At 65.6% G+C, this 26,314-nt stretch carries 21 protein-coding genes; 1 reads left to right on the forward strand and 20 read right to left on the reverse strand.

Features of this window, described 5'->3' with window-relative positions:
• The 14 genes from ACFPME_RS07365 to ACFPME_RS07430 all read right to left on the reverse strand — a co-directional run.
• Window positions 1-566, reverse strand: a 566-nt coding sequence (locus ACFPME_RS07365; RefSeq protein WP_377303681.1) for a glycosyl hydrolase family 28-related protein, incomplete at its 3' end; no start/stop codon positions are given.
• A 117-nt stretch (window positions 567-683) separates the two neighbouring features.
• Complete coding sequence (locus ACFPME_RS07370) at window positions 684-863, reverse strand: hypothetical protein (protein ID WP_377303683.1); 180 nt, start codon at window positions 861-863, stop codon at window positions 684-686.
• Between the two features lie 513 nt (window positions 864-1,376).
• Window positions 1,377-2,861 (reverse strand): asparagine synthase-related protein, encoded by a 1,485-nt coding sequence (locus ACFPME_RS07375; RefSeq protein WP_377303685.1) that lies wholly within the window; start codon window positions 2,859-2,861, stop codon window positions 1,377-1,379.
• A 348-nt stretch (window positions 2,862-3,209) separates the two neighbouring features.
• On the reverse strand, window positions 3,210-4,280 hold the full coding sequence (locus tag ACFPME_RS07380) for an EpsG family protein (RefSeq protein WP_377303687.1): 1,071 nt from the start codon (window positions 4,278-4,280) through the stop codon (window positions 3,210-3,212).
• A gap of 21 nt (window positions 4,281-4,301) precedes the next feature.
• Entirely contained in the window at window positions 4,302-5,525 is a 1,224-nt protein-coding gene (locus tag ACFPME_RS07385) for a polysaccharide pyruvyl transferase family protein (protein ID WP_377303689.1), read from the reverse strand.
• Complete coding sequence (locus tag ACFPME_RS07390; protein WP_377303691.1) at window positions 5,522-6,502, reverse strand: nitroreductase family protein; 981 nt, start codon at window positions 6,500-6,502, stop codon at window positions 5,522-5,524. Before ACFPME_RS07390 ends, ACFPME_RS07385 begins: the two co-directional genes overlap by 4 nt.
• Entirely contained in the window at window positions 6,499-7,680 is a 1,182-nt protein-coding gene (locus ACFPME_RS07395) for a glycosyltransferase family 4 protein (protein WP_377303693.1), read from the reverse strand. Before ACFPME_RS07395 ends, ACFPME_RS07390 begins: the two co-directional genes overlap by 4 nt.
• A 66-nt stretch (window positions 7,681-7,746) precedes the next feature.
• On the reverse strand, window positions 7,747-8,889 hold the full coding sequence (locus tag ACFPME_RS07400; protein WP_377303695.1) for a right-handed parallel beta-helix repeat-containing protein: 1,143 nt from the start codon (window positions 8,887-8,889) through the stop codon (window positions 7,747-7,749).
• On the reverse strand, window positions 8,886-10,358 hold the full coding sequence (locus ACFPME_RS07405) for an asparagine synthase-related protein (RefSeq protein ID WP_377303697.1): 1,473 nt from the start codon (window positions 10,356-10,358) through the stop codon (window positions 8,886-8,888). Before ACFPME_RS07405 ends, ACFPME_RS07400 begins: the two co-directional genes overlap by 4 nt.
• Window positions 10,359-10,530: 172 nt before the next feature.
• Window positions 10,531-12,024 (reverse strand): asparagine synthase-related protein, encoded by a 1,494-nt coding sequence (locus ACFPME_RS07410; RefSeq protein WP_377303700.1) that lies wholly within the window; start codon window positions 12,022-12,024, stop codon window positions 10,531-10,533.
• Window positions 12,025-12,166: 142 nt separating this feature from the next.
• Window positions 12,167-13,201, reverse strand: coding sequence for a glycosyltransferase family 2 protein (locus ACFPME_RS07415; RefSeq protein ID WP_377303702.1), 1,035 nt, complete (start codon window positions 13,199-13,201; stop codon window positions 12,167-12,169).
• The gene (locus tag ACFPME_RS07420; protein ID WP_377303704.1) at window positions 13,198-14,532 is read right to left on the reverse strand and encodes an oligosaccharide flippase family protein; all 1,335 of its coding nucleotides are present in this window, start codon (window positions 14,530-14,532) and stop codon (window positions 13,198-13,200) included. Before ACFPME_RS07420 ends, ACFPME_RS07415 begins: the two co-directional genes overlap by 4 nt.
• A gap of 197 nt (window positions 14,533-14,729) precedes the next feature.
• On the reverse strand, window positions 14,730-16,937 hold the full coding sequence (locus ACFPME_RS07425) for a polysaccharide biosynthesis tyrosine autokinase (protein WP_377303706.1): 2,208 nt from the start codon (window positions 16,935-16,937) through the stop codon (window positions 14,730-14,732).
• A 31-nt stretch (window positions 16,938-16,968) separates the two neighbouring features.
• A complete protein-coding gene (locus ACFPME_RS07430; protein ID WP_377303708.1) occupies window positions 16,969-17,520 on the reverse strand; it encodes a low molecular weight protein-tyrosine-phosphatase in 552 nt (183 codons plus the stop codon).
• A gap of 792 nt (window positions 17,521-18,312) precedes the next feature.
• Here ACFPME_RS07430 and ACFPME_RS07435 point away from each other — a divergent pair.
• Window positions 18,313-19,419, forward strand: a complete 1,107-nt coding sequence (locus tag ACFPME_RS07435) for a polysaccharide biosynthesis/export family protein (RefSeq protein WP_377303710.1) — start codon at window positions 18,313-18,315, stop codon at window positions 19,417-19,419.
• A gap of 188 nt (window positions 19,420-19,607) precedes the next feature.
• Here ACFPME_RS07435 and ACFPME_RS07440 read toward each other — a convergent pair whose 3' ends face one another.
• From ACFPME_RS07440 to ACFPME_RS07465, 6 genes are all read right to left on the reverse strand, one after another.
• Window positions 19,608-20,750 (reverse strand): NAD(P)/FAD-dependent oxidoreductase, encoded by a 1,143-nt coding sequence (locus ACFPME_RS07440; RefSeq protein ID WP_377303712.1) that lies wholly within the window; start codon window positions 20,748-20,750, stop codon window positions 19,608-19,610.
• Window positions 20,747-21,985, reverse strand: a complete 1,239-nt coding sequence (locus ACFPME_RS07445) for a dicarboxylate/amino acid:cation symporter (RefSeq protein ID WP_377303714.1) — start codon at window positions 21,983-21,985, stop codon at window positions 20,747-20,749. Before ACFPME_RS07445 ends, ACFPME_RS07440 begins: the two co-directional genes overlap by 4 nt.
• Window positions 21,982-22,797 (reverse strand): L,D-transpeptidase family protein, encoded by an 816-nt coding sequence (locus ACFPME_RS07450; protein ID WP_377303716.1) that lies wholly within the window; start codon window positions 22,795-22,797, stop codon window positions 21,982-21,984. Before ACFPME_RS07450 ends, ACFPME_RS07445 begins: the two co-directional genes overlap by 4 nt.
• A gap of 81 nt (window positions 22,798-22,878) precedes the next feature.
• A complete protein-coding gene (locus tag ACFPME_RS07455; protein ID WP_377303719.1) occupies window positions 22,879-23,736 on the reverse strand; it encodes a MurR/RpiR family transcriptional regulator in 858 nt (285 codons plus the stop codon).
• The gene (locus ACFPME_RS07460) at window positions 23,736-24,833 is read right to left on the reverse strand and encodes a dipeptide epimerase (RefSeq protein WP_377303721.1); all 1,098 of its coding nucleotides are present in this window, start codon (window positions 24,831-24,833) and stop codon (window positions 23,736-23,738) included. The genes ACFPME_RS07455 and ACFPME_RS07460 overlap by 1 nt, the downstream gene beginning before the upstream one ends.
• A gap of 52 nt (window positions 24,834-24,885) precedes the next feature.
• A complete protein-coding gene (locus ACFPME_RS07465; RefSeq protein WP_377303723.1) occupies window positions 24,886-26,289 on the reverse strand; it encodes a C40 family peptidase in 1,404 nt (467 codons plus the stop codon).
• Window positions 26,290-26,314: the final 25 nt, after the last annotated feature.

Genomic DNA, 26,314 nt, shown 5'->3' on the forward strand with positions numbered 1-26,314 from the left:
GAAATCGTCAGGTCGTGCACATAGACCTTGCTGGACGCGAGGATGTCGATGCCCATGCCCCATTCGCCGGTGGTGCCGATATGCCGGGCGCGCTCGCCGACAATCGCGCCGCCGGTGATCTCGACGTTCGTCACCTTCCAGGCCTTGATCACATGGGAGCGTTGGCTGCTATTGGGAATGGCGACCAGCTTGGCCCCTGAACTCAGCTGCAGGCGAACATGCGAGCGCATGTTGATCGAGCGCAACGCGTCGATCATGTAGGTGCCGGCGGGTACCGTGATGGTGCCGCCGGTCGAAGGCAGCGAGTTGATCGCCGCCTGGAACGCGGCAGTGTCGTCGTGCCGGCCATTGCCGAGGGCACCGGCATTGCGCACGTTGATGGTCTTGCTGCCGATCGAAATGCTCGGCGAGGTCGACCACCAGTTGGCCGCCGATGCAGGCAGCGCCAACAGGCTGAACGCCAGCGCGGCGCCGGCCATGCCCAGCGATCGTCGGATGGATGTGCCGCGACGCGCGGCAAGAGTGGCATCGATGGATGCGGCGATTCCCGTTTTTTGTTCAAACATTGTGGTGAAGCCCTCTGATGTCGGATCGGCGACCGCACTACGCGTGCGCTCATCAACCGATCAAGCGTGTGGTATTCGCAGAATGCGTTGAAAGTAAATCCCGCCTTCATCGAGCCGTCACGTCCATTGGGGCACGCTGATATCCGTGGCTTCATGCCATAGCAGGTAGTAGATCTTGTTGTGGTGGTTGTTTTGAAGCCTGATCAGCACGTCGAGAACGCGCAGATGCGTACCGCTGGCCATGGTCCTGGCCCGCAAGATCACCCGATCAGGCAAAAGGGTCCGGGTCGTATGCAAGCGCAGCGCTGCACTGCAACCATCCGGGACTTGTTGCCGCCGACACGCCATTACGTGTCGGGCCTGAACCATACAAGTTAAAGATAGGCATGCAAACCCGCGCAGCGCGCGCGGCGGTTGCATGTCCACCCGTCATCGCGCGCCTTTAACTTTTTCTTTCAGCTTCACTGGGCAAATCAGCGTTACATGTGACCCCCGCGCGTGCCTTGCCCACGGCGGAATACGCGTGATTCCCCGGATTCGTGGGCACCCCATTTCGCGCTAACTGAATATTCCCACAACAGAGGGGCGACCCGCCGCCTTGCGGCCACCGATGCAGGTTGGCGACGGTGATGAGGCCTTGGCGCGCCCCAGAGGACGCCCGTCAGAGCCGGCGCGCCGTACTACGTCATCAGTGCCGGACCGTTCTATGACGGCGAAACTGATCAGGGCGTCCTGCAGTTTGGCTGGAACTGCGGCCCGGTCGGCATCGCGCCAACGCCAGAATGCCCATGGCGGTGCATGTTTCGCTGTTCATGAGGATGGCGCGTCATCCATGCCACTCATTTCCGCGCTGGACACATGGCTAAGCAGCCAAGGCAATATGACGGCGAGAAGATAGAACTTCGAGGCGAAGTACTTGTTGTTCAGCCGGCCACGATGGAGTTCCAGCCAGCTCACTGCGCCAGGCAGCAAAGCTTGTGCCTCCACGGCAAAGGCATGCACCTGATCGAAGCGTCGCAAGGCCAGTCCACACAGGTCGAAACGGAAGGAGCCCTTCGCCGTCAGATAGGGCAGGTGGTGGAACCGCCGGGCGATATGTCGACGCACCAGGATCTTGTTGACTCCTCCTGGCCCGATCAGGCGATCGTCGGGGAGGTGGTGAAAAACCCAATCGCGCAGGCGCGCATCGCAATATGGATAGGCAGCGCGTAACGATGCCGCGCGGGCGACATACATGCCTTTCGCAAAAGCGGAAGACGCTTCGTCGATGGTGCACGCGACCCGGCGCATTGCTTCCCCCGATGCAGCAGAGTCGATGTCATCGCGGTAGGTTTCCAACCGTTGGCGGGAAAAGTGTGCGATCGGCCGCCCAAACAGCGCATCCACCTCGACGTCGGTGAAACGTGAGCCGGGAAAGAAGCGCTCGAAACTGTTCATCTGCAACGTGCCCAGCGCATAACAGAGTTTGAAGCTCCTACCCACCGGGCCAAGCCCGAAGACCCCGGATGGAAGGCGCAGGTTCCGGGCCAATAGCCTCAGCAGCCAAAGTTTGCGACTCAGCGGAGTTCCGAAGTAGACATCCGATCCAAGCCCGTCGATGACGCCGTCACCACCGCGGCTACGTATCTCCGTGGCCAGATCAACGTAGGACAGCAATGCAAAGTCCGCCGTGAGCAACGGAATCCTAGGCACCATGGCCAGATAGCGGTCATAGGCCCGACCCGGATCGCAAGTCAGCGTCTCATGGCGAAGCCCGAGCTCCCGCGCCACCAGGCGTGCTGACTCCAACTCATTCTCCTCGGGCCCACCCAGATAGGTCATGCACGTGGTTTGCGGGCGGACCTCGGCTACTGCAATGGCGAGCGAAGTGGAATCCTTGCCGCCGCTCTGCAGCAGCCAGGGCGAATCCATGTCGCCGGTGCAGCGCACTACGGATTCACACAGCAGCCGGTGATAGGTCTGCAACAGACTGCGATCATCGGCGGTTGCGCTGTCCGGCCTTGCTGACGCGTTCGACGACTGAAACGGAAAATGAAACTTTGGATTGTCGTACATGTCCTGCTTCTCGTCGAAACCCGACGTTGCGACCTTGACGTTGCTGTAGATGGAGTGCGGTGGATAGACAAAGCCATTGCGCAGCAGATCGGCCACCGATATCGGGTCCAGCGACGCGACGGAGCCCTCATGGCCCTCCAGCGCGGAAAAATCCGCCCGGCCGGCAATCTCGTATAAAGATGCAGCTATCTGTATGCGGGAAGTCGTTCCGCCATCGTCCAATGTTTCGATTTTTTGCATGCCAATCACCAATGGATCATCAGTCGTGCGGTGCCGCCGTTGCGAGTCAACGCGAACTCCGGAACCTGCACGTTGTCGCCAGCTAGCGGCGAGAAAGCCAACACCTTGCGGCATGGATCGATCGGATTTTTTTCAGTTCGGTGCAACGATGCTGCTGTTCAAGTTGAGGTATTCGATGGAGCACTTCATGCGACCGAGCCTGTCACGGCGACGTGATCGCAAGCAGATCGACGTTGAGCGAAGTTGCCGTTAGGTCGGCCGCGGTATCTCTCCAGCCGAAGGGCGCCAGACAGAAACCCCGCCTGCTTGGCAGACGCACATCTATCAACATGCTGCCGAGGCCGAAGTTCATATCATTACCTGATGGATCACGTAGAAGCTGAATACGCCACATGCAAATACCAGACCGCCCCGCAACAGCAATGGGTGGCGCAGCAGCGGAACCCGGGAGAAGCAGAAGACAGCGGCGACGATGAACGAGGCCGCCACCCACGGCGGCAGCAGATACCGGTTGGAGTAGTTGCCCCAGCCCACCAGGAAGAACGGCAGCACCATGGCCATGTAGACGGCCGCACTCTGTTTGATGCGCTCGCTGAACGGTGACCGGATGGTGCGTGATGCTATGAACGGCAGCAGATACCAGAACAGGGAAAACAGCGCGAAGTCGTAGCGGATACCCGCGCGGTAGACAGCATCGGCGTGGTAGTTCATCACGTCGCTGTAGACGGCCGGTACAGCCACCCGCACCGCCATCATGGTCAGGCCCGAACAGTACGCAAGGAAAGCCAGGCCCGCGATGATCCGTTGCCGACGCAGGCTGAGCAGCAGCACCGGCGCGACCGACAGATAGACCAGCGAGGAGTAGTGCAAGCTGCTGGCAGCCGCTCCCAGAAGTGCGAAGCTGCGCCACTTGCGCTGATGAAACGCCAGCAGCGCGGCGAACACCAGCGGCGCGGCCAGGCCCTGGCGCACCGCGTTGATCGCCGCATTGACGAACATGGGCGAGACGAACAGGAACAACAATACCGCGGTCAGAAAGGTCAGGAAGCTTCGGTTCGAATCGAGATAGGTCCAGTAGCGGCGGGCCGCCACCGCCGAACCGGCGAGCAGCGCGGCAAACAAGGTCGCCTGGTAGCCGGCCACGCTCATGCCGGTGGCGCTGGCCGCGCGCGTGAGCGCCAGGAAACCGGGTTCGAAGCGGGTGACCAACAGGCTGTCGCGCATCCCGAGAAAGACCCCAGCGTAGACCCGGGTGTCCGTGCCTACATTGATGGCGCGCAGGCTGACCACGATGGCCGTCACCGTGCACGCGCCAAGCAGCAACAACAGCGACAACACGACGCGCGCATTCGCGGCCATCGAGTCGCCGTAGCCCTCGATGGCGCCGCTCGTGCTCATGAGGCCGGAATTCACTTGCATGGCATCTGCTCCTGCCGCCGGTCAGCTGGCGAGTTGTTCGGAAATATGGGCGGTGGCAGATCGCGCCATCATCTGCAGTTCGCCCACCCGCCGGGCCAGCGTCGAGCGCAGCGGCGACTCGTCGTGCAACAGCCTCGCCAGCGCAACGCCCAAGGTTGCTGCCGAAACATCCGGGGTCTGCAGCACCATGTCCTCGCTGCCGAACAGATCCCGATTGATGCCTCGTGCTTTCACGCTGTAGGCAATCGAGATCGTCGGCACGCCGCTGGACAGCGCCGCGATGGTGGCGTGGGTGCGTGCACCGATGAAGAAACTCAGCTTGCCGATCACGTACTTGGTCTGCGCCGCGTTGAATTGCTGCGGCATCATCTTCACCGTGTCGCCGAGATCGGCAAGCTGCGCCAGCATGGGCGCCATGTACGCCGAGTCGCCGCTGAAATCGTTCGCGGTGCGCGGGGGATTCACGTGGGGCACCAGCAGCACGCCCATGCCGTGCGCGGTGACTACGTGGCGAATGAAGTCGGCAACTTCGCTGCGCAAGTCCTGGCCCGGCCGGCGGTAGCGCTCGATCAGATCGCTCACGTTCAGACCGAGCACCCGCCCGTCGCCACGGGGCCAGAACGCCTCCAGGTCGACCGGCTCGGCCGCCAGCAGGAAAGCCGGGTCCGCCGTCTGGATCACATTGCGCAGTCCGAGCTTTTCGGTCAGGTAGCCGTAGCTCACCGACTCCCGCGCCGCCACGTGGCGCATCCGCGAAAGGTGCTGGGTCATCGGCGCCACCAGCCCCGGCACCTGATCGAACGGACCGACCGAGCCGCCCCACAGGATTACCGGCTTGCCCATGTCCATGGCGAACCGGTCAACCGCCATGACCGGCGAGGGGATGCGATAGTCGAGCGAATAGTTGTCGCCTCCCACGGCCAGCACCGCGTCCACGCCGGCCAGATCCTGCCTGAGCCACCCGGGCATCGGAAACGGCCAGCTGGCGCCCTGCAGCGAACGGAATGGCAGCCGCTGCAACTGCACCCAGTAGCGACCCTGCAGCGGTTGGTAGGCGCGTACAAAGCGGACCCCGCGCTTGGTCGCCTCCGGCCACTGGACGCTGTCCCTGGCCGCGTCGGTGGTCGGCACCAGCACCTCGACCTCGCCGAATTGCGCGGTCAGCATATCCACGGTGCTGCGCACGATCGCCTCGCAGCCGCGGTTGTTGAAGGTGCGTTGACCGGAGAGATAGAAACATTTCATTTGGCGTCGTCCAGATGGGTGAGAATGCTTTGTACGGGCCGGCGCGCCGAGTAGCACACCTTGAGATGATCGCTGGCGTAGCCCACCGCCATCATCGTGATGACGGTATGCGCTCCGTCCAGCGGCACAGCCCTGCGCAAGCGCCGGTCGTCTCCCGCGCCGCGGCTCCAGTTGAGGCAACACGACGCCAGCCCCAGCGAGTGCAGCGCCAACGACAGCGACATGGCGAACATGCCGCCGTCGATCCAGTGCTGGAAGCGCTCGCCATGGGTGTGGAAGGCGCTCAGATCGGCGGTGATGATCAGCAGGCACTGCACCTCGTGGCCAAAGCCGCGGTTGCCGTCCTGGAAGGCCAGCGCGCGGTCGATGCTGGCGCGCTGATCCATGTGGTAGACATGCCAGGCCTGCCGGTTGCACACCGAAGGCGCCTTCATTGCCAGCGCCAGCGCGCGCTTCAACAACTCGCGCGGCACGGGGTCCGGACGAAAATCGCGCACGGAATGGCGGCTCAGGAAGAATCGCTCCGGGTCGTCCAGCCGGCCGGCCAGCAGTTGGTCGGCGGTCAGTTCCACCACGCCGCCCTCGACCGAGTCGAGCCGGGTCTTCTCCAGGAATGCGTTGACGTGGCGGGCGGCATCGCCGTCGCCGTCGGAGCTGGCCACGAAGTCGCGCAGCACCTTGATGCCGACCGCCTCGTGATAGCCGGGCATGGCTGCGTCGCCATCGCGCTCAAGCAGATGCACCAGGTCGGTGGCGGCGGCCCAGCCGGAGTTGGCCCGGCGCTCGCGGAAGCTCAGGCTCTTCTCCATGCGGTGGTAGATCTTCACCGCCTTGTAATCCCGCTTGCGGCTGTCGCCGCGGCTGCGCCAGCCGCCATAGCGCACGAAGCGCGAGAAATCGTAGGCAAAGCCCTGCACGGCCCAGACCACGTGACGTAGCGGCCGCAATGCAACCTTGATGCGCCGTGCGATGCTCAAATCGATACCTCCCTGCTGGCGTGGAACCGCTGCATGCCGACGTGGTTGGGCATCAGCTCCGCGTACACATCGACGGTTCGCTGGATCACCAGCCGCTCGTCGAAATCGGCCAGCGCCCGCTGGCGGGCGCTGCAACCCAGTTGCCACAGCAGCTCGCGATCGTCGTCCAGCGCAATGATCTGATCCGCCAACCCGCGCGCGTCGCGCGCGTCCACCCGAAGGCCATCCACCCCATGCTGCGTCACCACCTCGCGGCAACCGGGCAGGCCCGTGGTGACGATCGCCAGCCCGCAGGCCGCGGCCTCGATCAGGCTTCTCGGCACGCCTTCGCGGTAATAGCTCGGCAAGACCATCACATCGACGGTATGGAGCAGCGCCGGCATGTCGTCGACATGACCCAGCCACTGCAGCAAACCCGCATCGACCCACTGCTGCACCTGCGGCGCATTCACGGAACGGGGGTTGCCCGGATCGGGCATGCCGGCCAGCAGAAACTCCACGTCCCTGCCCTGTTCACGCAAAAGCCGGGCGGCGTCGACGAACTCCTGCAGGCCTTTCTCCCACAGCAGGCGAGCTGCCAGCAGTACGCGCAAACGGCCGTCCCGGCGGCGTGGCGGATTGACCGGCTGGAACCGCGTGGTATTGACGCCGGAGCTGCGAATCACGCGGATCCGGTCCGGCCTCGCCAGGCGTGAAGCGGCGAACGCCGTTGCGTCGTCGGGATTTTGCAGGATCAGCAGCGAGCGCACGCCGCCGAAGGTGGCGCGAAACAGGGCCTTCACCACCGGCCGCAACGAACGCGCCTTGAAGCTGTCGCTGGTGAACACGTAACCCATGCCGGCCACCGCATTCACCACCGCAGGCACGCTTGCCGCCCGCGCCGCCAGCGCACCATAGATCGCGCATTTCACCGTGAAGCTGTGCAGCAGGTCGGGACGCTCGCGCCGCAGCAGCTTCACCAGCTGCCACAACGTCGCCGCCTCGCGCAACGGGTTCAGGCTGGCGCGATGCATCGGCAGCGTCACCCAGCGCAAGCCCAGCGCGGCAAAACGCGCACCGAACTCCCCGGGCGGCGACATCATCACTACCTCATGACCGTCCGCCTGCAAACGCCGCGCAGTTGCCAGCCGGAAGTTGTAGAGGTACCAGTCGGTATTGGCAAAGAAGACGAACTTCATGTTGGGATCAATCCTCGACAAGGGGGCCGGGTCGCACACCGCGATACGGAAGGTCGAACTCCTGCACTACGGTTGAAATTTGTTGCCGGACACAGTGACGTTGCGGGCATCCTGATCGACCCGCAGGTTGAGCGTGCGATCGCCCGCGCGCAGCGAACTGATGGACGAGATGAAGCGACGCAGATAGCGGGCGCTGTTGCCCGTCAAGGTGTTGCCGGTGATGCTCACATCGCTCGCCGTGGCCCGCATCATCACGCCGGTCAGGCCGTTGTCCGTTATGACGTTGTCCGCGATCGTGAGCTGACTCGTGTCGCGCGCCAGCACGCCGTAGCCGCTGTTGCCCTGCACCCTGCAGTGCTTCAACACCACGCCGCTGACATTCTTGCTCAGCTCCAGCCCGGAACCCAGGTTGCCGGTTATCGTGCAGTCGCTGAAGACGATGTCGCTGGCCGGACCCTGCCCTTGCGGCTCGATATCGATGCCATCCTGGGGCTTGGTTCCGTGGGTGTTGCTGAAGGTCGAATGGATCACCCTGACGCCACGCACCGGACCTATCGAAAGCGCCTGGCGCCGATTGTTGGTGGACACCACGTGGTCCAGCGTGACCCCCGTCGACACCACCACGCTGGCGTGTTTGCCCAGGCCTCCGATCCAGATGCCGTCGCCCCAGCAGTCCGAGATATGCGTGCCGATGACGCTGACGTTGTTCGATGCCTGGATGCTGATGCCGAAACCCCATTCGCCCGTGGTTCCGAGGTGCCCGTCCCGCTCGCCGACGACGCGACCGCCGATGATCTGCACGTTGTCCGCCCGCCAGACCTTGATCACGTATGAGTGAGTGGAATCGTTGGCGATGGCGCGCAGCGTGGCCGCCGGCGTCATCTGCAGCCGCGTGTTGGAGCGCAGGTTGATCGAGCGCAATGCGTCGACCATGTAGTTGCCGTCCGGAATCGAGACCGTGCCGCCACTGGCCGGCAGCGCATCGATGGCGGCCTGGATGGCGGCGGTATCGTCGTGCCTGCCGTCACCCAGGGCACCCTTGTCGCGCACGTCGATCCTTGGGCCGCCCGAATCGCCCGGCAGTCGGGCCCAGGCCGCGACGGGCACCGGAACGAACGACAATGCTAGCGGTGCGATCAGCAGCAGGGTTCCCCGCAGAAAACCGCGGCGAGTGGGGAGCAGGTTGCGGGCAGCTCGGATACGGTTCATGGTGAAGACCCCTCGTCGGCCTGTGTCGGGTACGACTCGTGCGCGTGGCTCTGCAGCCAGGGCAGGATGACGGCGAGCAGATAGAACTTCGAAGCGAAGTACTTGTTGTTCATCCGATGGCGGTGACGCTCCAGCCACGCCGCCGCCCCAGGCATCAGCTGCTTCATCTGGACGGCAAAATCGTGCACCTGGTCGAAGCGCTGCCGCGCCAAGCCGCGGACATCGAAACGGAAGGAGCCCTTGGCCGAGACGTAGGGCAACTCATGGAAACGGCGCGCGATATGCTGGCGCACCAGCACCTTGTTGACGCCGCCCGGGCCGATCAGGCGATCGTCCGGCACCTCGCGGAACACCCAGTCGCATAGCGACGCATCGCAGTACGGATAGGCCAGGCGCAAATCCAGGGCCTTGGCCGCATACATCCCTTTGGCAAAAACGGCGGACTCCAGGATCGTCGCCGACACGCGCCGCTTCGCCTCCATCGATTTGGCGGTGGTGATGTCGCCGCGAAAGACTTCCAGCCGCCACCTCGACAACCTGGCGACGTCGCTGCCCAGCAGTTCGTCGACCTCTGCATCGATGAAGCGCGAGCCCGGGTAGAAGCGCTCGAAGCCGTCCATCTGCATCGTCCCCAATACATAGCAGAGCCCGAAGCTGTTGCTGACCAGGCTCAGGTCGAGTACCCCGCGCGGCAACCGCAAGCCCCGCGCCAGCGACGTGAGTACGCGGGTCTGCCAGTGCGGAGGCACGCCGAAGTACGGGTCGGAACCCAGCGCGTCGAGGATGCCGTCGCCGCCGTCTGCGGCGATCTCGGCGGCCAGGTCCACATACGAAAGCATGGCGAAGTCCGCCGTCAGCAACGGCATGCCTGGCAGACACGCCAGATAGCGGTCGTAGCTGCGGCCGGGATCGCATACCAGCGATTCGTGGCGCAGCCCGAGCTTGCGCGCCACGAAGCGGGCCGAGTCGGTCTCATCCTCCTCCTTGCCGCCGAGGTAGGTGATGCAACGGGTCTGCGGCGCGACCTCGGCCACGGCGATGGCCATCGACGTGGAATCCTTGCCGCCGCTCTGCAGCAACCAGGGCGAGCGCATGGCGGCGGTGGAGCGCAATACCGCGTCGCACAGCAGGCGGTGATAGGTATCCAGCAGCTCATCGTCATCCACGGCGCCGGCCGGTGGCCGCGGTGGCGCGGCGGCCGACTGCCTGGCAAAGTGGAACACTGGCGTCCCATGCAGGTCCTGCGCGGGATCGAAGCCGGTGCTGGCGACCTTCACGTCCCGGAAAATCGTGTGCGGCGGATAGACGAAGCCGTTGCGCAGCAGATCGGCGATCGATATCGGATCCAGCAAAGCCGCGCCGCCGCCGTGTCGGTCGAGCACCGAGAAATCGACCTCGCCCGCGTGCGGCGACACGTTGATCTGGGTTCGGCGGCCCGCCTCGCGGGCGCCTGTCTGGTCGGTTCGCATCGGCGCATTCATCGACGTGGCCCACCGCGCAATGGAACGGGTGACGTCCGGCACGGAAGACTTCCGATCGCCGCCACCGGGCAGCACCCCCTGCGGCTAGCGGACGGCGCCTGCCGCCAGCCGAACAGCGGGGGAGACCGGGCCTGGCGCACCGCGCCGAGATGACCGGCGATCACAGCACGTCACCGCGATCGCGCGGTGCCCACGGCGAAGCGGGCCTGTCGAGCCGGCTGAGCAGCCACGGCAACATGATCGCCAGGATGTAGAACTTCGACGCGTGGTACTTGTTGCCGAGACGGCTGCGGTGGCTTTCCAGCCAGAACGCCGCACCCGGCAGCAATGGCTGCGCCTGGATCGCCATCGCGTGCACCTGGTCGAAGCACTGCCGCGCCAGACCGCACAGGTCGAAGCGGAAGCTGCCCTTGTTGCGCACGTAGGGCAGTTGTTGAAAGTGCTGGGCAATATGCTGGCGCACCAGCACCTTGTTGACGCCGCCCGGGCCGATCAGCAGTGCGTCCGGCACTTCTCTGAACGTCCATTCGCACAGTTGCTCGTCCCGATAGGGATAGGCCAGCAGCAGCGACAGCGCGCTGGCGGTGAAGATGCCCTTGCCGAACGTCGCCGCCTCCACGATCGTCGCCGCCACGCGACGCTGTGCCTCCATCGACGAAGCCGCGGCGATATCATCGCGGAACAGCAGCAGGCGCCTCCTGGAAGATTCGGCAACGGGGTAGCCGAGCAAGGTATCCACCTCCGCATCGCTGAAACGCGAACCGGGAAAGCAGCGCTCGAAGGTGTCCATCTGCAGCGTGCCCAGCACATACGACAGCCGGAAGTTGTGGCTGACCAGATACGAGTCCACGATGCCGGGCGGCAAGCGCAGGCGCAGCGCCAGCAGCGCCTTCAGGCGCTGCCGCCAGTTGATCGGCATGCCGAAGTAGTTGTCCGAGCCCAGCGCATCGAGCAGGCCATCGCCGCCATTGGCGGCGATCTCGGTCGCCATGTCGACGTAGGAAAGCATCGCGAAGTCGGCGGTCAGCAGGGGCATCCGCGGCACCAGCGCCAGATAGCGCTGATAGGCGCGGCCGGGGTCGCATACCAGCACCTCGTGACGCAGGCCGAGCTGATGCGCCACGAAGCGGGCGGAGTCGATCTCGTTCTCCTCACGGCCGCCGAGATAGGTCATGCAGGTGGTTTCGGGCCTGGCCTGCGCGACCGCGATCGCCATCGAGGTGGAATCCTTGCCGCCGCTCTGCAGCAGCCACGGCGTGCGCATCGGCGCGCTTGAACGCGCCACCGCATCCACCAGCAGCGCGTGGTAGGTCCTCAGCATCACGCCGCCATCCACCGCATCCAGCCGCGGCCGCAGCGCCCGCGAGGACTGGAAGCGGAAATGGAAGCGCGGATCGCCGTGCAGGTCCTGCTCGCCATCGAAACCGGAGATCGCGAACTTCACATCGCGGTAGATCGAGTGCGGCGGATAGACGAAGGCATTGCGCAACAGATCCGCCATCGATACCGCATCGAGCACCGCGGCATCGCGCGGGTGATGGCGCAGCGGCGAGAAGTCGACATTGGAATGGCCGGCAGGCGCAAAGATCTGGATGCCGCTGCCGCGGCCGGGGGTGCCGTGCGTGGGAAATCCGTGCAAAAGAGAAGCGCTCATACCATGCCCTGCCGATCGATTCGAGCAAGGGTGGCGCCGCCGACCGGCGTCATCGCGCCTCGCAGCCACCTGCGGGAAGCACGGGCGATGCGCACGGAAGCACGTGCCCCGCCGCAGCGGCGATTGCTGTCCAGGCCTATCGTCATGAGCTGGTCCTTGCCCGGGTTTCGATGGGCGCATGTCGGGCACGGCGGCGGGCCGCCACGCGGCGTGCGTACGTGAGCACGTGGCGCCGCGCATAGCGCAACAGATTGGAGACATCGAGCACGCGCATCTGCCACGGACCGATCAACCCCTCGGCGTACAGTGCCCTGCGGACGTCCAAACCGGCTTCGCGCATGGCTTTCAGGTCGCCGCTGAGGCCACCCTCGCCGAACGGCTGCTTGTGCAACGAAGCCAGTACCTGGTTGAGCCGCGCGCAGCGATAGCCGGAAAGAAGAATCTGCGCCCACAGCAGAAAGTCCTCCGCACGCCGGCGATTTTCATCGAAGCGGAATGGCAGATCCCGGCGCAGCACCACGGAAGGAGTGGGAAACGACGAACGCGGCCACATCAGATGGCGCGGGCATATCTTCACCTTCAACGGGTAGCGCAGCGCCGGCGGTGGATCCGAACGTCGCTGCACATTCATGGGGTGGGCCAGCAGGCAAATTGTCGGATCGTTCGCCAGCACATCCATCTGCACGCTGAGCTTGCTTGGATGCCAGGTGTCGTCGGCATCGAGAAAGGCGATCCAGGGCTGGCTGGCGTGCCTCCACCCAAGGTTGCGAGCACCCGAGGCGCCGCCGTTGCGCGGCATCGACAACACCTTGACCCAGCCGTCCGGGCAGACGCGCGCGATCGCCTTCAGCCGTTCCAGCGTTCCGTCACCGCTGGCGTCGTCGATCAGCAACACCTCCGCCGGGCGCAGCTTCTGGGCCGCGACCGAAGCCACCGCCTCAACGATGGTGTCGGCGCAGCGGTAGCAAGGAATGACCACACTCACCGGCGCCAGTCCGGCATCCACGCCGGCGGCATTCCGCGCCAGCCCGGCCGCCCTCCGCGCCAGCCGCTTCATCGCCATGTCATGCTCGGGCTGCTTCATCGTCTGCCCGCTCTGCGCCAGTTCCGGGCGGATGAACGGATCGGCGCGACGGGCCGCACCGCCGGCCACCGCCTTCAACTTCTCTACCTTCATGGCCGCAGCCTCTTCGCGATCGGATGGAAACGCTGCACGCCGGCATACAGGCTGAGCAACAGCACGGCTTCGCCTGTCACCGTCGCGCCGGCAGCGCCCAGTTCGTGGTAAATCGGGATCAGGATCAGGTTGAGCACGATCACCACCGTGGCGCCCAGACCCATGGCGAACACGCGATAGCGCATGTGCCGCTCGGTGAGCAGCGCCGCGCCCACGCTGGTGGACAGGAAGCGGATCGGAATGCATGACGCAAGCACCAGCAACACCGGCACCACCGCCCGGTATTTTTCGCCGAACGCGAGCGGCACCAGCCACGGTGCAGCCAGCGCCACCGCGGCAGCCAGCAGCACACCGGAGACCAGCATGGCGAGGTTGCCATGGCGATAGACCAGCCAGAATTTCGTCCTGTCATGGACGGCCCAGCGATGCAGTTTGGAGAGCAGGAATTTCTGGTAGAGCGTTGCCGGGATCAGGTAGATCGCCGTCATCACGGCCAGCGCGATGCCGAAAATGCCGGCCTCGACGTTGCCATCGAGATACTTGAGCAACACCGTGCTGATCTGGAAGAAGATCGGATACAACACGGCTGCGAGCCCGTAGGCCCACGCCTGCGACCACAGCTGCATCGGGCCGGGGGTGGGAGCGTCATCGCACGCTGGCGGAGGACGTCGGCCATGTCCATGCAGCTGGATGTCGCCACGTAGCATCGCGAGCATCTGCGGCGCCGCCAACAAGGTCACCGCCAGCGAAACCACCCCGTAGCCGGCAGCGACGAAGTGCACGGCAAGGGTGGGAACCACCAACAGCATGACCGCTACCAGCAGGCGGCTCCCCGGCGCGATCAGCTGCCACAGCGCCATCGCCTGGTGCCGTTCCTCCAGCCGCAGCTTGCTGCTGAGCAGCATCGCGGCCAGCGTGGCCAGCACCATCGGCAGCAACAGCAGCAGGGTCGCGGTGGCGTCTGCCGGCGCACCGGTGAAGGCCCACACCGCGATGATCGAAAGCGTCAGCAACGTGGTGGTCACAAGGAACTGGCGTGACGAGGGCAGCCAGCGATTGGCCGCCCATCCTTCGCCGCCGTAAACCTTCAACCAGAACTGTGGCACGCCGAAACCTGCCAGCGGCGCGATCATGCTGACCATCGCCAGTGAAGACGTGAACAGCCCATAGAACGCCGGCCCCAGTTCGTGCGCTAGCAGCGCCTGCGTGAGGAAGGCCATGCCTGCACCCGTCGCTGTGGCAACCCACAGCAGGGACACGGCACCGAGTGCGGCGCGCCAACCTTTCGGAAGGGAGGCCACACGTCCAACGCTGGGCTCGATGACGGACATGGCGCGCTCAGGCCCAAGCCAGCGGGCGGGCGCCGGCCGCGAGCGGGATCAGCGAACCGCGAGCGCGACCAAGCCCCCGAGCCCGTTCCGTGCTGTCCGCCGCGGGGCAGGCGGAAGAGGCCGGCGACCGGCCTGCTTCCTTCCCCTCACAGTGGTTCGCGGATGGCAGAATCATGTCCTGATGCGCTCCGGCCGGTCTACGATTTGGCTGCAGCGTATGTGTAGTACGCGTAGGCGTAGTAGCCCGCGCTGCGCTTCTCGACGAGGTTGAAGATGGCGCCCTTGATCGGCACGCCGTTCTGCTCGAAGCGCTGCTTGGCCAAGGCGATTTCGCGGGGCTGGTTGAGGCCGAACTGCACCACCAGCAGGCTGGTGCCTACGTGGTGCCCGATCACCGCGGCGTCAGTCACCGCGAGAATCGGCGGCGTGTCGATGATGATCAGGTCGAAGCGCGACTTCAGGCCTTCGAGCAGACTGGTGAAGCGGGCATGCATCAGCAGTTCGGACGGGTTCGGCGGGATCTTGCCGCGCGCGATGAAGAACAGCTTGCTGATGCCGTCCACGTTGCGCAGCACCTCGGGCAATTCGGCCTGCCCCGAGATCAGCTCCGACAGACCGCGTTCGGGTTTTCCGCCGATGGTCTTGTGGAGCGTGCCCTTGCGCATGTCGGCGTCGATCAGCAGCACCCGCTGGCCGGCTTGCGCAATCACCGCCGCCAGGTTGGACGCGACAAAGCTCTTGCCGACGCCGGGGCTGGAGCTGGAGATCAGCAGCAGGTTGTTCTTCGCCTCCAGCCGGGCGAAGTGCAGGCTGGTACGCAGGCTGCGCAACGCCTCCACCGCCAGATCGGTAGGGGCGCCCGCCGCCAGCAGGTTCTGTCTGCCGGCCGCGTGGCGGTGGCGCACGCGCAACAGCGTGCGCTCGCGCTGCAGTTCGCTGCGCGGAATGGAGACATACACCGGCAGACCCAGCCGCTCGATCGCAGCCGGATCCTCCACGCCGCGATTCAGCAACTGGCGCAGGAACACGAAGCCGACTGCCAGCAGGCCGCCCAGCAAGGTGGACCCCAGCACCAGCAGGATCTTCCGCGGCCACACCGGCTTGGCCGTATCGGTGGCCGCGCGATCGATCACCCGCACGTTGCCGACGGTGCCGGCACGGGCGATGTTCAGTTGCTGGGCCTGGTTGAGCAGGCTGGTATAGGTCGTGTTGCTGACCTGCACGTCGCGTGCGAGGCGGAGCATCTGCTGCTGGATGTCGGGCAGCTGGCCGACCTGCTTCTGCAGTGCGGCCTTCTGGCCTTCCATCTGGCCGATCTGCGATTGCAGCGCCTTGTAGGAAGGATGCGCAGGCGTGAAGTGACGCTGCATGTCGCTCATCTGCATGCGCAACTGCTGCAGGCTGGCATCGATCGCCACGATCTGGTCGAGCAGCGCCTTCGTCTGCATGCTGATGTCGACCGAATGCGCCCGTGTCTGGAACGTGTTCATGGCCTGGGTGGCCTGCTCCAGCTGGAGCCGCACCTGGGGCAGCTGCTGCTTCACGAAGGCGAGGCTGTTCGCTGCCTCGGCGGAATTGCGATCCACGTTCTGGCGCACGTAGAGCGCGCTGATCTGGTCGACCAACTGAGTGGCAAGCACGGGATCGGCATTGCGATAGTCAAGCTCGATGATGCCCGAATCCTTGCCCTGCTCGGTGGCCACCAGCTGCTGCTGCAGCGTGGTGATGAGCGCCAGCCGACTGTGTCGCACCACGTCGAAACGCGTGCCCGGGTTGGCCAATAGCGACTTCACCTGGATGGTGATGCCATGGGCCGTCACCTTCTCGCCCACCCGGCCGGTAAGCAGCACGCCATCGTCGTCATCGCCGAGGGTGTAGGTACCATTCTTGCCGGCGACCAGGTACAGCGGCTGGTCCAGCAGGGATCCCGGCACGTCGAGCTGGTAGACATCCAGGCTGGAACCGCCCCAGTCGTAGCTGCTCAGACCTGCAAACGGCGGCGCCACCGCGCCGGGAACCTCAGGCGCATAGCGTCGCGCCATGAAGCTGCCGATCACCGGGAAATGCTTCGGCTTGCTGTCGATCTCCAGCTTGAGATTGTCGATGGCTCCGCCAACCACGGTTCGCGAAGTGAGCAGCGCAATCTCGGTGACCGCCTGCGACGTCGACGTACCAAGCGTCTGCGCGAGGTCTTCCAGGCCGGGCAGGCTCGGCACGGTGTTTTCCACCTGGACGATGGCGCTGGACTGATAGATCGGCGTGGCAAGCACCGAGTAGATCACCGCCACCGCGAAGAAGAAGAAGGTGGTGAGACCGATCAGCCATTTGTTGTCGAGCAGCGTACCGATCAGGGCGCGGAGGTCGACGTCGTCGTCGCGCGGCGAAAAAGTTTGCCTGGTAGTCATGCCAGCCGTTCCTTAGAAGTTGAAGGAGGAGTCACAGATAGCGGAGCCAACTGTCGACGCCCCGTTCGATGAGGCCGTAGACATCTTCAAAAGCCTGCCGAGGCTGACGGTAGGGATCCGGCACGTCGTCGAACTCCAGCCACCTGCCCAGCAAAAACAACTTACCGCTGGCTTCAGGGGCCAGCCGCGCCGCTGCCGCCAGGTGTCTGCGTTCCATGCCGAGCACCAGCTCGGCCTCCCGCAACATCTGCGCATCGAGCTGGCGAGCCCGATGCGGCGAGGCGTCAATGCCATGCTCCTGCAGCAATTCCATGGCATGCCCCTCGACCGGGTGACCCACCAACGCCCCCAGTCCGGCGCTGGTGACCTGCACATCGCGCCCGGCCAGCTGCCGACGCAACAGATACTCCGCCGTGGGGCTGCGGCAGATATTGCCCACGCAGAGAATCAGGACCTTGTTGAATACGCCGGCCGATTGCTCCGTATGCCCTGCGCCGCTCGCACCCGCGGCGCGCGCCGATGACCGCTCTTCAGGGACGGTCGCGAAGCGGGGCACGGCAGCGGCGGCGGCAGTTGCGCTCAACGCACCGAATCCATCGCGCGCCATTCCATCCCGGTTAAACGAAAAGCAGACAAATTGGACATTTCATTAACCCAGCGACTGGAAGTTGTATAAATGGATTACCTTGGTTTCACATCGCGCTGGCGAAACCGTTTATTACCGCCGTGGCTCGAATGGCTTGGGATTTGCATCGGCAATTCGAAGGCCGCTGCTGCCCGCGATCGGCGATAGTAGGTTCGCTAATGAGAATTACGCGTGAAACGGCGTGGGAGTCACGGATCCAGGTTTTTTGCCACCGCCTTACAGCCGATCCATCTGCGACAAATCTCTGGCGATGCAGCGAATTGTCCAGTGCCCTGAGTGACTGGCCCGACCCGGCGCGGGGTTGAATCCCGAACGATCAGGCAAACGTCTGCTCGGAAACCACGTTTTTTTCACGTGGCGTTGGCGTCGCGCCGAGTCCACTCCCGCTTCAGAGATGACAGTCTGGCCTGCTTTCCTCTTGATTTTGTCCGTCCCCGCACACCGGCTTTCCTGCGAACGGACAAGGTTGAAGAGCCGGCTTGGCGGGCTTTTTTTCTCGATGCGCCACGCCACATGGCGCGCAGTGGTTTAAGTGACATGTTAATGCTGTCGTCAAGCCGGATCCCGCGACCGGAGAGCGCCCTTTTTCTCCGTGGCTGGACCGACAGGAAAATCGACATGATGGTTTTCGATGAACCGGCTTGAAAATGTACAAACTACGCGCGCCATTGCGCCTTTTCAGGGCATGGCTTCTGCTTGAGGATAATCGGTGCCTTTGGAGGCCAACCCATGAAACACTTTTTATTGCCGGCACTCGCGCTGTCGGTCGTGCTGCTGCATGGCTGCGCCATGGTGCCCGGCCAGCGCATGTCCGAGCGGGCCCTCACACAGGGGGGTGGCTCCGCGGAGAGCGGCCATGTAAAGCTGGTGCAGATCACCGCCGATACGCTGGCCAGTGCACAAGCCGGAGCGGCAAACGAGGAGGTCGCGCCCGAGTTGCTCAGCTACCAGCCGCAGCCCTATCGGATCGGTCCCGGCGACTCGCTCTACATCACGGTATGGGATCACCCCGAGCTGACCTCGCCCGCGGGCACCCAGCAGCAAACTGCGGCCAACGGCCGCGTGGTACGGCCGGACGGCACGGTCTTCTATCCCTATGTCGGCACGATCAAGGCAGCCGGCATGACGATCGAGGAACTGCGCGATGCCATCGGAACAAAGCTGGCAAGCTTCGTGGAGAAGCCGCAGGTCGACGTCAGCGTGATCGGTTACGGCAGCCAGCGGGTCACATTGCGGGGAGCGTTCACCAAGACGGATCCGCAGATGATCACCGATGTGCCGCTGACCCTGGGGCAGGCACTCGGAAGCGCGGGCATCAATACGGATCTTGCGGACCTGTCGGACCTCGTGCTGACCCGCGACGGGCGCGACTACCACATCAATCTCAACGCCTCCGGCCGCAGCCCCACCCAGGCGCATGGCATGTATCTGAAACCGGGCGACGCGCTGTACCTGCCTTACAACGAGAGCCGCGAGGTGTACGTGCTTGGCGAAGTGATCCGGCCGCAGGCGATCACGTTCAAGACCACCGGGCTGAACCTGACCCAGGTGATCGGTCGCGCCGGCGGCGTGAATCCGGTGACGGCCGACGCCAAGGCGATCTACGTGATCCGCGGCGTTGCCAATCTGCAGCAGGAGCCGGCGACGGTATTCCACCTCAACGGGCGTTCACCGGCCGCTTTCGCGCTGGCCGACAATTTCGTGATGCGACCTGGCGATGTGGTGTTTGTCGGCACATCCGGCGTGACCGAATGGAACCGCGTGCTGAGCCAGCTGTTGCCGCTGTCGGGCATCGTGGGCAACGCCGCGCTGACCAACCAGCGGCTCGGCAACTGACACATCGAAGTCTGGTTGGCTGAAGAATGCGCAGGGCCGCGACGGCGGCCCTGCCGGCTCCGCCGGCGATGACCTGCCGATCATCCCCGGCCCGGATGTGACGCTTTAACCCGTCGTGATGACGAGCCCTCCAATCGGGCCACTTCCACACCGCCGTGCCTTCGCGCGAAGACCAGGTGCCCGCAGTGTCACAATGTCGTGGACGCCCGCGGTGCCAGCATGGCGGCGGACAGGCCCGCATCGAGCAGTGGCGCCGGCAACGGCCGGCCCAGAGCGAGGTTGGCGCAGGCTTCGCCCATCGCGGCGCTGCTCTGGATGCCGTAGCCGCCCTGCGCGGCAACCCAGAAGAAGCCTGGCGCGTCCGCCGCGAAGCCGCCGACCAGGTCCCCGTCGGCGACGAACGAGCGCAAGCCGGCCCAGCTTCGGCGCGGACGGTGGATGGTCAGCGTGGTGGCTTCCTCGATGCGATGAATGCCCAGCGCAAGGTCGTAGTCCTCCGGCTGCACGTCGTGCGGCTCGACCGGGTCGGCGTTCGCGCAGGTGCCCAGCAACAGCCCGGCATCGGGCTTGAAATAGAAGCTTTCGTCGAAGCTGGTGACGAATGGCCAGTGCGCGGTCGCCAGGCCATCCGGCGGATCGAACAGGAACACCGAGCGCCGCTTCGGCACGATGCCGATCGGCGCCACGCCGGCCAGTGCCGCGACCTGATCGACCCAGGCACCGGCCGCGTTGAGCAGCAGTGGTGCACGGAACGCCCGCTTGCCGTCGTCCACCTGCCAGCCGCCCTCGACACGGCTGATCGCACGGATGCCGACATCCAGGCGCAACTCGCCGCCGAACGCGCGCAGTCCGCGCAGGAAACCCTGGTGCAGCTCGTTGACATCGATATCGGCCGCGCCAGGTTCATGCAGGCCGATCTGCGCCGCTTCGGGTCGCAGCACGGGCACCGCCGCCCGCAGGCGCGCGGCGTCGTGCAGCTCGATGTCGCGGGTGAAAGGCGCGATCGCCTCGTACAACGCGCGCACGTCGTCGGCCTGCGCCGCCGTGCCGATGATGGTGGCACCGCGCGGCGAGAGGATCGGATGCGCCGCGAAATCCGCCGGCGGCTGCATCAGGAACGGTCGCGTGGCACGGGTCAGTGCGCGCACCTGCGGCGAGCCGTAGGTTTCGCTGAACAACGCCGCCGACCGGCCGGTCGAATGCATGCCCGCGTACGCCTCGCGTTCAAGCACCAGCACGCGCGCGTGCGGCGCCATGAAGTACGCGACCGATGCGCCCGCCATGCCGGCGCCGATCACGATGGCATCGAAATTCTGTACGTCGGAACTCATGCGGTGTCGCGCCTCGATTGTCGGGTGACCACGCTGGCGGCGGTGAGGTCGGCAGTGACGTTGCCGAGCGTGGCCAGTGCGTCGGGGATGGTGTCGACCGCCAGCATCAGGCCCAGCGGACTGAGCGGCAGGCCCATGGCCTGCGCCACCGGCAAGTTGGTGGCGACGAAGGTGACCTGGCCCGGCAGGCCGACCGAGCCCAGGCTGATCACCACCGCCAGCATGGCGCCGGCGAGGAGTTGCGCGGTGCCAAGGTCGACGCCGTAGGCCCAGGCGATGAACACGGCCGAGGTGACGTATTGCACGGGGCTGGTCAGGCGAAACAGCGTCACCGCCATCGGCAGCACCAGCGCGGTCACCTGCTGCGGATAGCCGAGCCGGCGATCCGCGCTTTCCAGCATGGCCGGCAGCGAAGCCAGCGACGACTGCGTGCTGATCGCCACCACCTGCGCGGGCACCAGGGCGGCGGCAAAGCGGCGCAGCCGCTCCCCGCCAAAGGCGATCGCCACCGGCAACATCATCGCCGTGACCGCCAGATACAGCAGGCATTCCACCAGCACGTACACGCCGAGCGCGCTGAGCATGTCCAGCCCCGAGCGCGCGCACACCGACAGGATCAGCGCGAACACGCCCAGTGGTGCGGCCCACAGCACCCAGCGCACGATCACGATCATGGCGTCGGAGATCGCCTGGAAGAATTCCATCAGCAGCGCGCGCCGCGCCGGCGCGATGCGCGTCAAGGCAAAACCCAGGAACAGCGCGAACACCACCAGCGGCAGCATCGCGCTCTGCGCCGCCGCCATGATCGCGTTGTTCGGCACGATCGCGGTGAGCGCGTCGACCCAGCTGATCGGCCCGGCCTGCGCGGCCGAGGGTATCGCCGCGTGGCCGAGCGCCACGGTCAGCGCCGGGTTGTGCGGAAACAGCGCGAATACCAGCGGCGCGGCCAGCGCGGCGAAGACGGCGCCGCCGGCCAGGATCACGATGAACACCACGATCGCCCGCCGCGCGATGCGGCCTGAAGCGGCTGCATCGGTGGCGGTGTTCACGCCGACCACCACCAGCGCCAGCACCAGCGGCACCACGGTCATCTGCAACGCGTTCAACCACAGCTTGCCGATCGGCTGCGCCACGTTGGCGACCTGCAGCGCCACGGCTTCGTTCCAGCCCGCCAGCACAAGGCCGATCAGCGCGCCGGCGGCCAGCCCGCTCAGCACCCGTGCCGACGGGCTCATGGCTTGGCCGCCGAGTCGGCCGGCGCGGGCAGCTGCCAGGCGGTGCGCAGCCGCTGGTACTCGGGCTGCGGCAACAGCACGAACACCGGCTGGTTCTCCGGACGCAGCCACGCCAGCAGCCGGCGCATCACCGGCATGGCCATGGCGGTGCAGCCGGTGGTCGTGTCATGTGGCGATTTCCACAGATGCGCAAAGATGCAGCTGCCGGCCTGCGGCACTGCCCGCGCGTTGTGCTCGATCACGAAGCCGAGCCGGTAGCGCTGGTCACCGTGGGCATGCAGGTCGCGCCGCATCGGCTCGGTCGAACCTTTCACCGCCGCGGCACCGACCTCCTTCGCGTCGACGATGCGGTTGTACTGCGCCGTGCCGCTGACATCCATGCAGTAGTCGGTGGCGCTCAGCGCGCGATAGGACAAAGCGGTAGCCGCGCGCCCGGCATAGCCGAACGCCTCGCCGATGCGGAAAACGCCGGCCGGACTGCGGCCGTCGCCTTCCAGCTTGAGCGGGCCGGCCGCCTGCGGCGGCTGCAACCCAAGCCCCCACGCGGCACCGGCTTTGCCGATGGTCACCGGGGTGGCGCGGCCCACCTCGCGCCAACCCTGGCGGTCGCGCTCGAACGTGCGCAGCGTGCCGTGGTTGGCGTTCCAGCCGGGCGTCGTGACCAGTATCAGCTGACGGGCGTTCTGCCACGCGGCGGCCGGTGGATCGGGAGCCACCGCCGTGGCCGGTGCGATCGTGGCGCCGCGGTGCGCGCACCCGGCCAGCGCGACGGCAAGCATCATCAGGACAACGGTGCGGCGGCGAACAGTCATCGGCTTTCCATCCAGTAGTTTGGGCGTCGCGCAATCGCGGTGGTATCGGCCCGGCTCCTGCCACGAAGGCCGACCCCGCGACTACGGCTCCAGCATCAGCTGGATACGGTCAAGATTGGCCAGCAGCTGCGCGTGGCGATCGTCGTGCCCCTCGCACAGCAGCACGAACACGCCATCGAGCAGGTGCTGCAGCGCCGACTGGTAAAGCAGCGGCTGGATGTACGGTTGTTCGTCGTGCGCCGACACCACCAGCGCGATGTCGGCCAGCGTGCGCAGCGGGTTGGCGGTATGCCGCGTCACCGTGATCACCTGGCCGCGGCGCTCGCGGAAATAGCGGCTGATCTTGCACAGCGCCGGGTGGTTGCCGTGCTCGGAAAACACCAGCAGCACGTCGCCGGCGCTGGCCGCCGAAACATTCGCGGTCATCCGCGCGGTGTCGAAATTGTGCACGGTGAGGATGCCCAGCAGCGACAGCTTCAGTGCGAAGCCGCGCGCATGGATATCGTCTTCGCCCAGGCCGATGATGAAGACCTTGCCGGCACGGCCGGCCTGCTCGATCGCGTCCGCCACCGCATGGATGGTCTGCGGCGGATTGATCAGCCGGGTCGCTTCCTCGGCCTCCGATTTGCGCCGCCACAGGTTGCCGAAGAGCGAGGCATCGGAAGCGCCGTCGGCAGACGCGGCCAGCTGCGGCGTGTCGCCGTTGTCGGCGCGCGCGATCGCCTCGCCCACCGAATACTTGAGGTCCGGATAGCCCTTGAAACCCAGCTTCTGGGTGAACTTGACCACGCTGGACTGGCTGATCCCCAGCGCGTTGGCCAGCTGCTGGGAGGAGTAGTCGCGCAGCAGCTGCGCGTTCTCCAGGATGAAGTCGGCGATGCGCCGCTCCACTGCCGACATCTGGTCGCGTTCCGAACGGATTTTGACCAGCGGCGACATCAGGCTTCGATCCTCTCCAGTCCGCGGATCTCGCGGATGCCCAGTCCGGGCGCGTCCGTCACCGAGATTTCCGATTCGTTGAAGATTACCCCACCGTCGACCGGATTGAACTGGCACAGCGAGGGGCCGTCCAGGTCGATCTTGGTGATCACGTTCGACTTCGCCACCGCCACGTGCACCGCCGCCGCCACGCTTATGCTGGTCTCCAGCATGCAGCCGATCATGCACTCGATGCCGTGCATCGCGGCGATGTCGGCGATGCGGATCGCGTTGGAGATGCCGCCGGTCTTCATCAGCTTGATGTTGATGATGTCGGCCGCGCGCAGGCGGATCAGCTCGATCACCTCCATCGGGCCGAACACGCTCTCGTCGGCCATCACCGGCGTGTGCACGCGCTCGGTGACGTAGCGCATGCCGGCCAGATCGCGCGCCTTCACCGGCTGCTCGATCAGCTCCAGCTTGATGCCGGCCTCCTCCAGCGTCTGCAGCGCGTACACCGCCTGCTTGGCGGTCCAGCCCTGGTTCGCGTCCAGCCGCAGCAGGGCGCGCCCTTCCACCGCGGCGTAGATCGCCTTGACCCGCTCGATGTCGACGCCGATGTCCTTGCCGACCTTGATCTTCAGCGACTCGAAGCCACGCTCCACTGCGGAAACCGAATCGGCCACCATCTTGTCGATGTAGTCGACGCTGATGGTGATGTCGGTGGTGATCACCGGGTCGCCGCCGCCGAGCAGCTTGTACAGCGGCGCGTTGTAGAGCTGGCCCCACAGGTCGTACACCGCGATCTCCACCGCCGCCTTGGCGCTGGTGTTCTTCTCCATCGATGACTGGATCAGCTGGGTGAGGTGGTTGAGCTCGGCGATGTCCTGGCCGATCAGCCGCGGCGAGATGTAGTGGCGGATCGCGGCGATGATCGAGCCGTGGGTGTCGCCGGTGATCACCGCGGTGGCCGGCGCCTCGCCGTAACCGACCTGGCCCGTGTCGGTATGCACCATCACCACGATGTCCTCCACCGTGTTGACCGTGCGCAGCGCCGTCTTGAACGGGGTCTTCAGCGGCACCCGCAGCATGCCGAACTGGATGTCGGTGATTTTCATGGGCAAGCCTTCATGGAATCTGTGTCCTTTTTTCTTCTTGGTGCAGGCGCGCTCAGTGGCGGATGCGCACGATGCTGGTCATGCGGTCGGCGAAGGTCTGCTTGTCGTTGAACAGCATCGGCAGCAGCGGCGTCACCGACACCGCGTTGAGCTTGACGTGCGCCTTGCTGCCGTCGGCCTTGCGGTAGCTCATGCCGCCCACGTCGTGGATCACGTAGGGCTGGCCGTGCAGCTGGCCGATCACCATCATCACGTGGCCGGGGATGTAGACCAGGTCGCCCACCTGCAACGCATGCGCCGCCTTGATGCGTTCTTCGCGGCTGTCCTTCGCGGTGAACGCGCGGCGTTCCAGCGCCGGGCTGATCGCCTGCTTGCTGGTGTTGCGCGGCATCTGCACGCCCATGCTGCGGTACACGTCGGAGACGAAGCCGCTGCAGTCGCGGCCGTCGTAGGCGTGGCCCCAGCCATAGCGCTCGCCGAGGAACTTGAACGCCTGGCGGATGAGGTTGGCGCGGGTCAGCGGCAGGTAGTCGGCGGCGGTATCGGTGTTCTTCTGCAGCAGCGCCGGGCTGAACCCCAGCGAGCCGTCGGCCTGGCGCAGCGGCAGCTCGATCACGTGCGCGGCGTACGGCGTCTGGCCGTTGACCGGCTGGTCCGGCGGCAGCTTCGTCAGCAGCGGCACGCGCGTGCCCATGTCCAGCTGCAGCTGCGATACCGCGGGCTGCTCGCGGGTGAACACGGTGCGTTCGACGGCGCCGGTGACCACCCGGTACGGCGCCTTGTCGGCATAACCGAACACCTCGGCCGCGCTGCCTTCGGCCACGTTCTCTTTCTCGGTCCAGGCGGCATAGCGCGGGCTGACCACGAACAGCCACTTGCCGTCGGCGCTGGCGTGCACGATCGCCACCGGCGTGCCGGGGAACTCGGCGGTCTCCTGGAAGCGGTCGATGTCGGTATCGCCCTTCTCGCTGAACACGCGCAGCGTGGTGGGGAACGTGCGCAACGCGGCGCGGCGCACCACCAGGCCGTAGCGCGTCGGCTGCTGCGCGGGAATCGCATCGAGCGCGAGGTTGCCGACCGCGGCATCCAGCGTGGCGGCCGGCACCGGCCGGCCGTCGACGTCGAACAGCGGACGGTCCGGCCGCTCGGACAGCGCCTCGATCCAGCCGGCGACCTGCTCGCGGCCCAGGGTTTTCGGCAACGCGCGCAGGTCGTGCATCGACGGATCGACCTGCAGCAGCTTCGCGTTCTGCGCCTCGATCGCGGCGCGGTCGAGGATCACCTGGTCCGGCTGCGCCTGCAGGCCGATCCAGAACGCGGGAGTGAGCTGCGCCTCGCCGACGCCGAGTACGCCGGACGGCGGCACCGTCAGCGCATCGTTCGCCGCGCGCGCCTGCGACGGTGCGCCGGCGAAGGCGAGCGCAAGCACGGTGGCAGCAAGCAGGGGAAGTCGCATGGTCTTGGTCCTTGATTGAAACCGC

Origin of the sequence: Rhodanobacter umsongensis (genome assembly GCF_042654965.1) — a bacterium.
Lineage (GTDB): Bacteria > Pseudomonadota > Gammaproteobacteria > Xanthomonadales > Rhodanobacteraceae > Rhodanobacter > Rhodanobacter umsongensis.

Bases quoted from the DNA above. Each gene is read 5' to 3' on its own strand.
- ACFPME_RS07375 (WP_377303685.1), bottom strand. From the start codon at position 2,861: ATGCAAAAAATCGAAACATTGGACGATGGCGGAACGACTTCCCGCATA.
- ACFPME_RS07380 (WP_377303687.1), bottom strand. From the start codon at position 4,280: ATGCAAGTGAATTCCGGCCTCATGAGCACGAGCGGCGCCATCGAGGGC.
- ACFPME_RS07385 (WP_377303689.1), bottom strand. From the start codon at position 5,525: ATGAAATGTTTCTATCTCTCCGGTCAACGCACCTTCAACAACCGCGGC.
- ACFPME_RS07395 (WP_377303693.1), bottom strand. From the start codon at position 7,680: ATGAAGTTCGTCTTCTTTGCCAATACCGACTGGTACCTCTACAACTTC.
- ACFPME_RS07400 (WP_377303695.1), bottom strand. From the start codon at position 8,889: ATGAACCGTATCCGAGCTGCCCGCAACCTGCTCCCCACTCGCCGCGGT.
- ACFPME_RS07405 (WP_377303697.1), bottom strand. From the start codon at position 10,358: ATGCGAACCGACCAGACAGGCGCCCGCGAGGCGGGCCGCCGAACCCAG.
- ACFPME_RS07410 (WP_377303700.1), bottom strand. From the start codon at position 12,024: ATGAGCGCTTCTCTTTTGCACGGATTTCCCACGCACGGCACCCCCGGC.
- ACFPME_RS07415 (WP_377303702.1), bottom strand. From the start codon at position 13,201: ATGAAGGTAGAGAAGTTGAAGGCGGTGGCCGGCGGTGCGGCCCGTCGC.
- ACFPME_RS07420 (WP_377303704.1), bottom strand. From the start codon at position 14,532: ATGTCCGTCATCGAGCCCAGCGTTGGACGTGTGGCCTCCCTTCCGAAA.
- ACFPME_RS07425 (WP_377303706.1), bottom strand. From the start codon at position 16,937: ATGACTACCAGGCAAACTTTTTCGCCGCGCGACGACGACGTCGACCTC.
- ACFPME_RS07435 (WP_377303710.1), top strand. From the start codon at position 18,313: ATGAAACACTTTTTATTGCCGGCACTCGCGCTGTCGGTCGTGCTGCTG.
- ACFPME_RS07440 (WP_377303712.1), bottom strand. From the start codon at position 20,750: ATGAGTTCCGACGTACAGAATTTCGATGCCATCGTGATCGGCGCCGGC.
- ACFPME_RS07445 (WP_377303714.1), bottom strand. From the start codon at position 21,985: ATGAGCCCGTCGGCACGGGTGCTGAGCGGGCTGGCCGCCGGCGCGCTG.
- ACFPME_RS07450 (WP_377303716.1), bottom strand. From the start codon at position 22,797: ATGACTGTTCGCCGCCGCACCGTTGTCCTGATGATGCTTGCCGTCGCG.
- ACFPME_RS07455 (WP_377303719.1), bottom strand. From the start codon at position 23,736: ATGTCGCCGCTGGTCAAAATCCGTTCGGAACGCGACCAGATGTCGGCA.
- ACFPME_RS07460 (WP_377303721.1), bottom strand. From the start codon at position 24,833: ATGAAAATCACCGACATCCAGTTCGGCATGCTGCGGGTGCCGCTGAAG.
- ACFPME_RS07465 (WP_377303723.1), bottom strand. From the start codon at position 26,289: ATGCGACTTCCCCTGCTTGCTGCCACCGTGCTTGCGCTCGCCTTCGCC.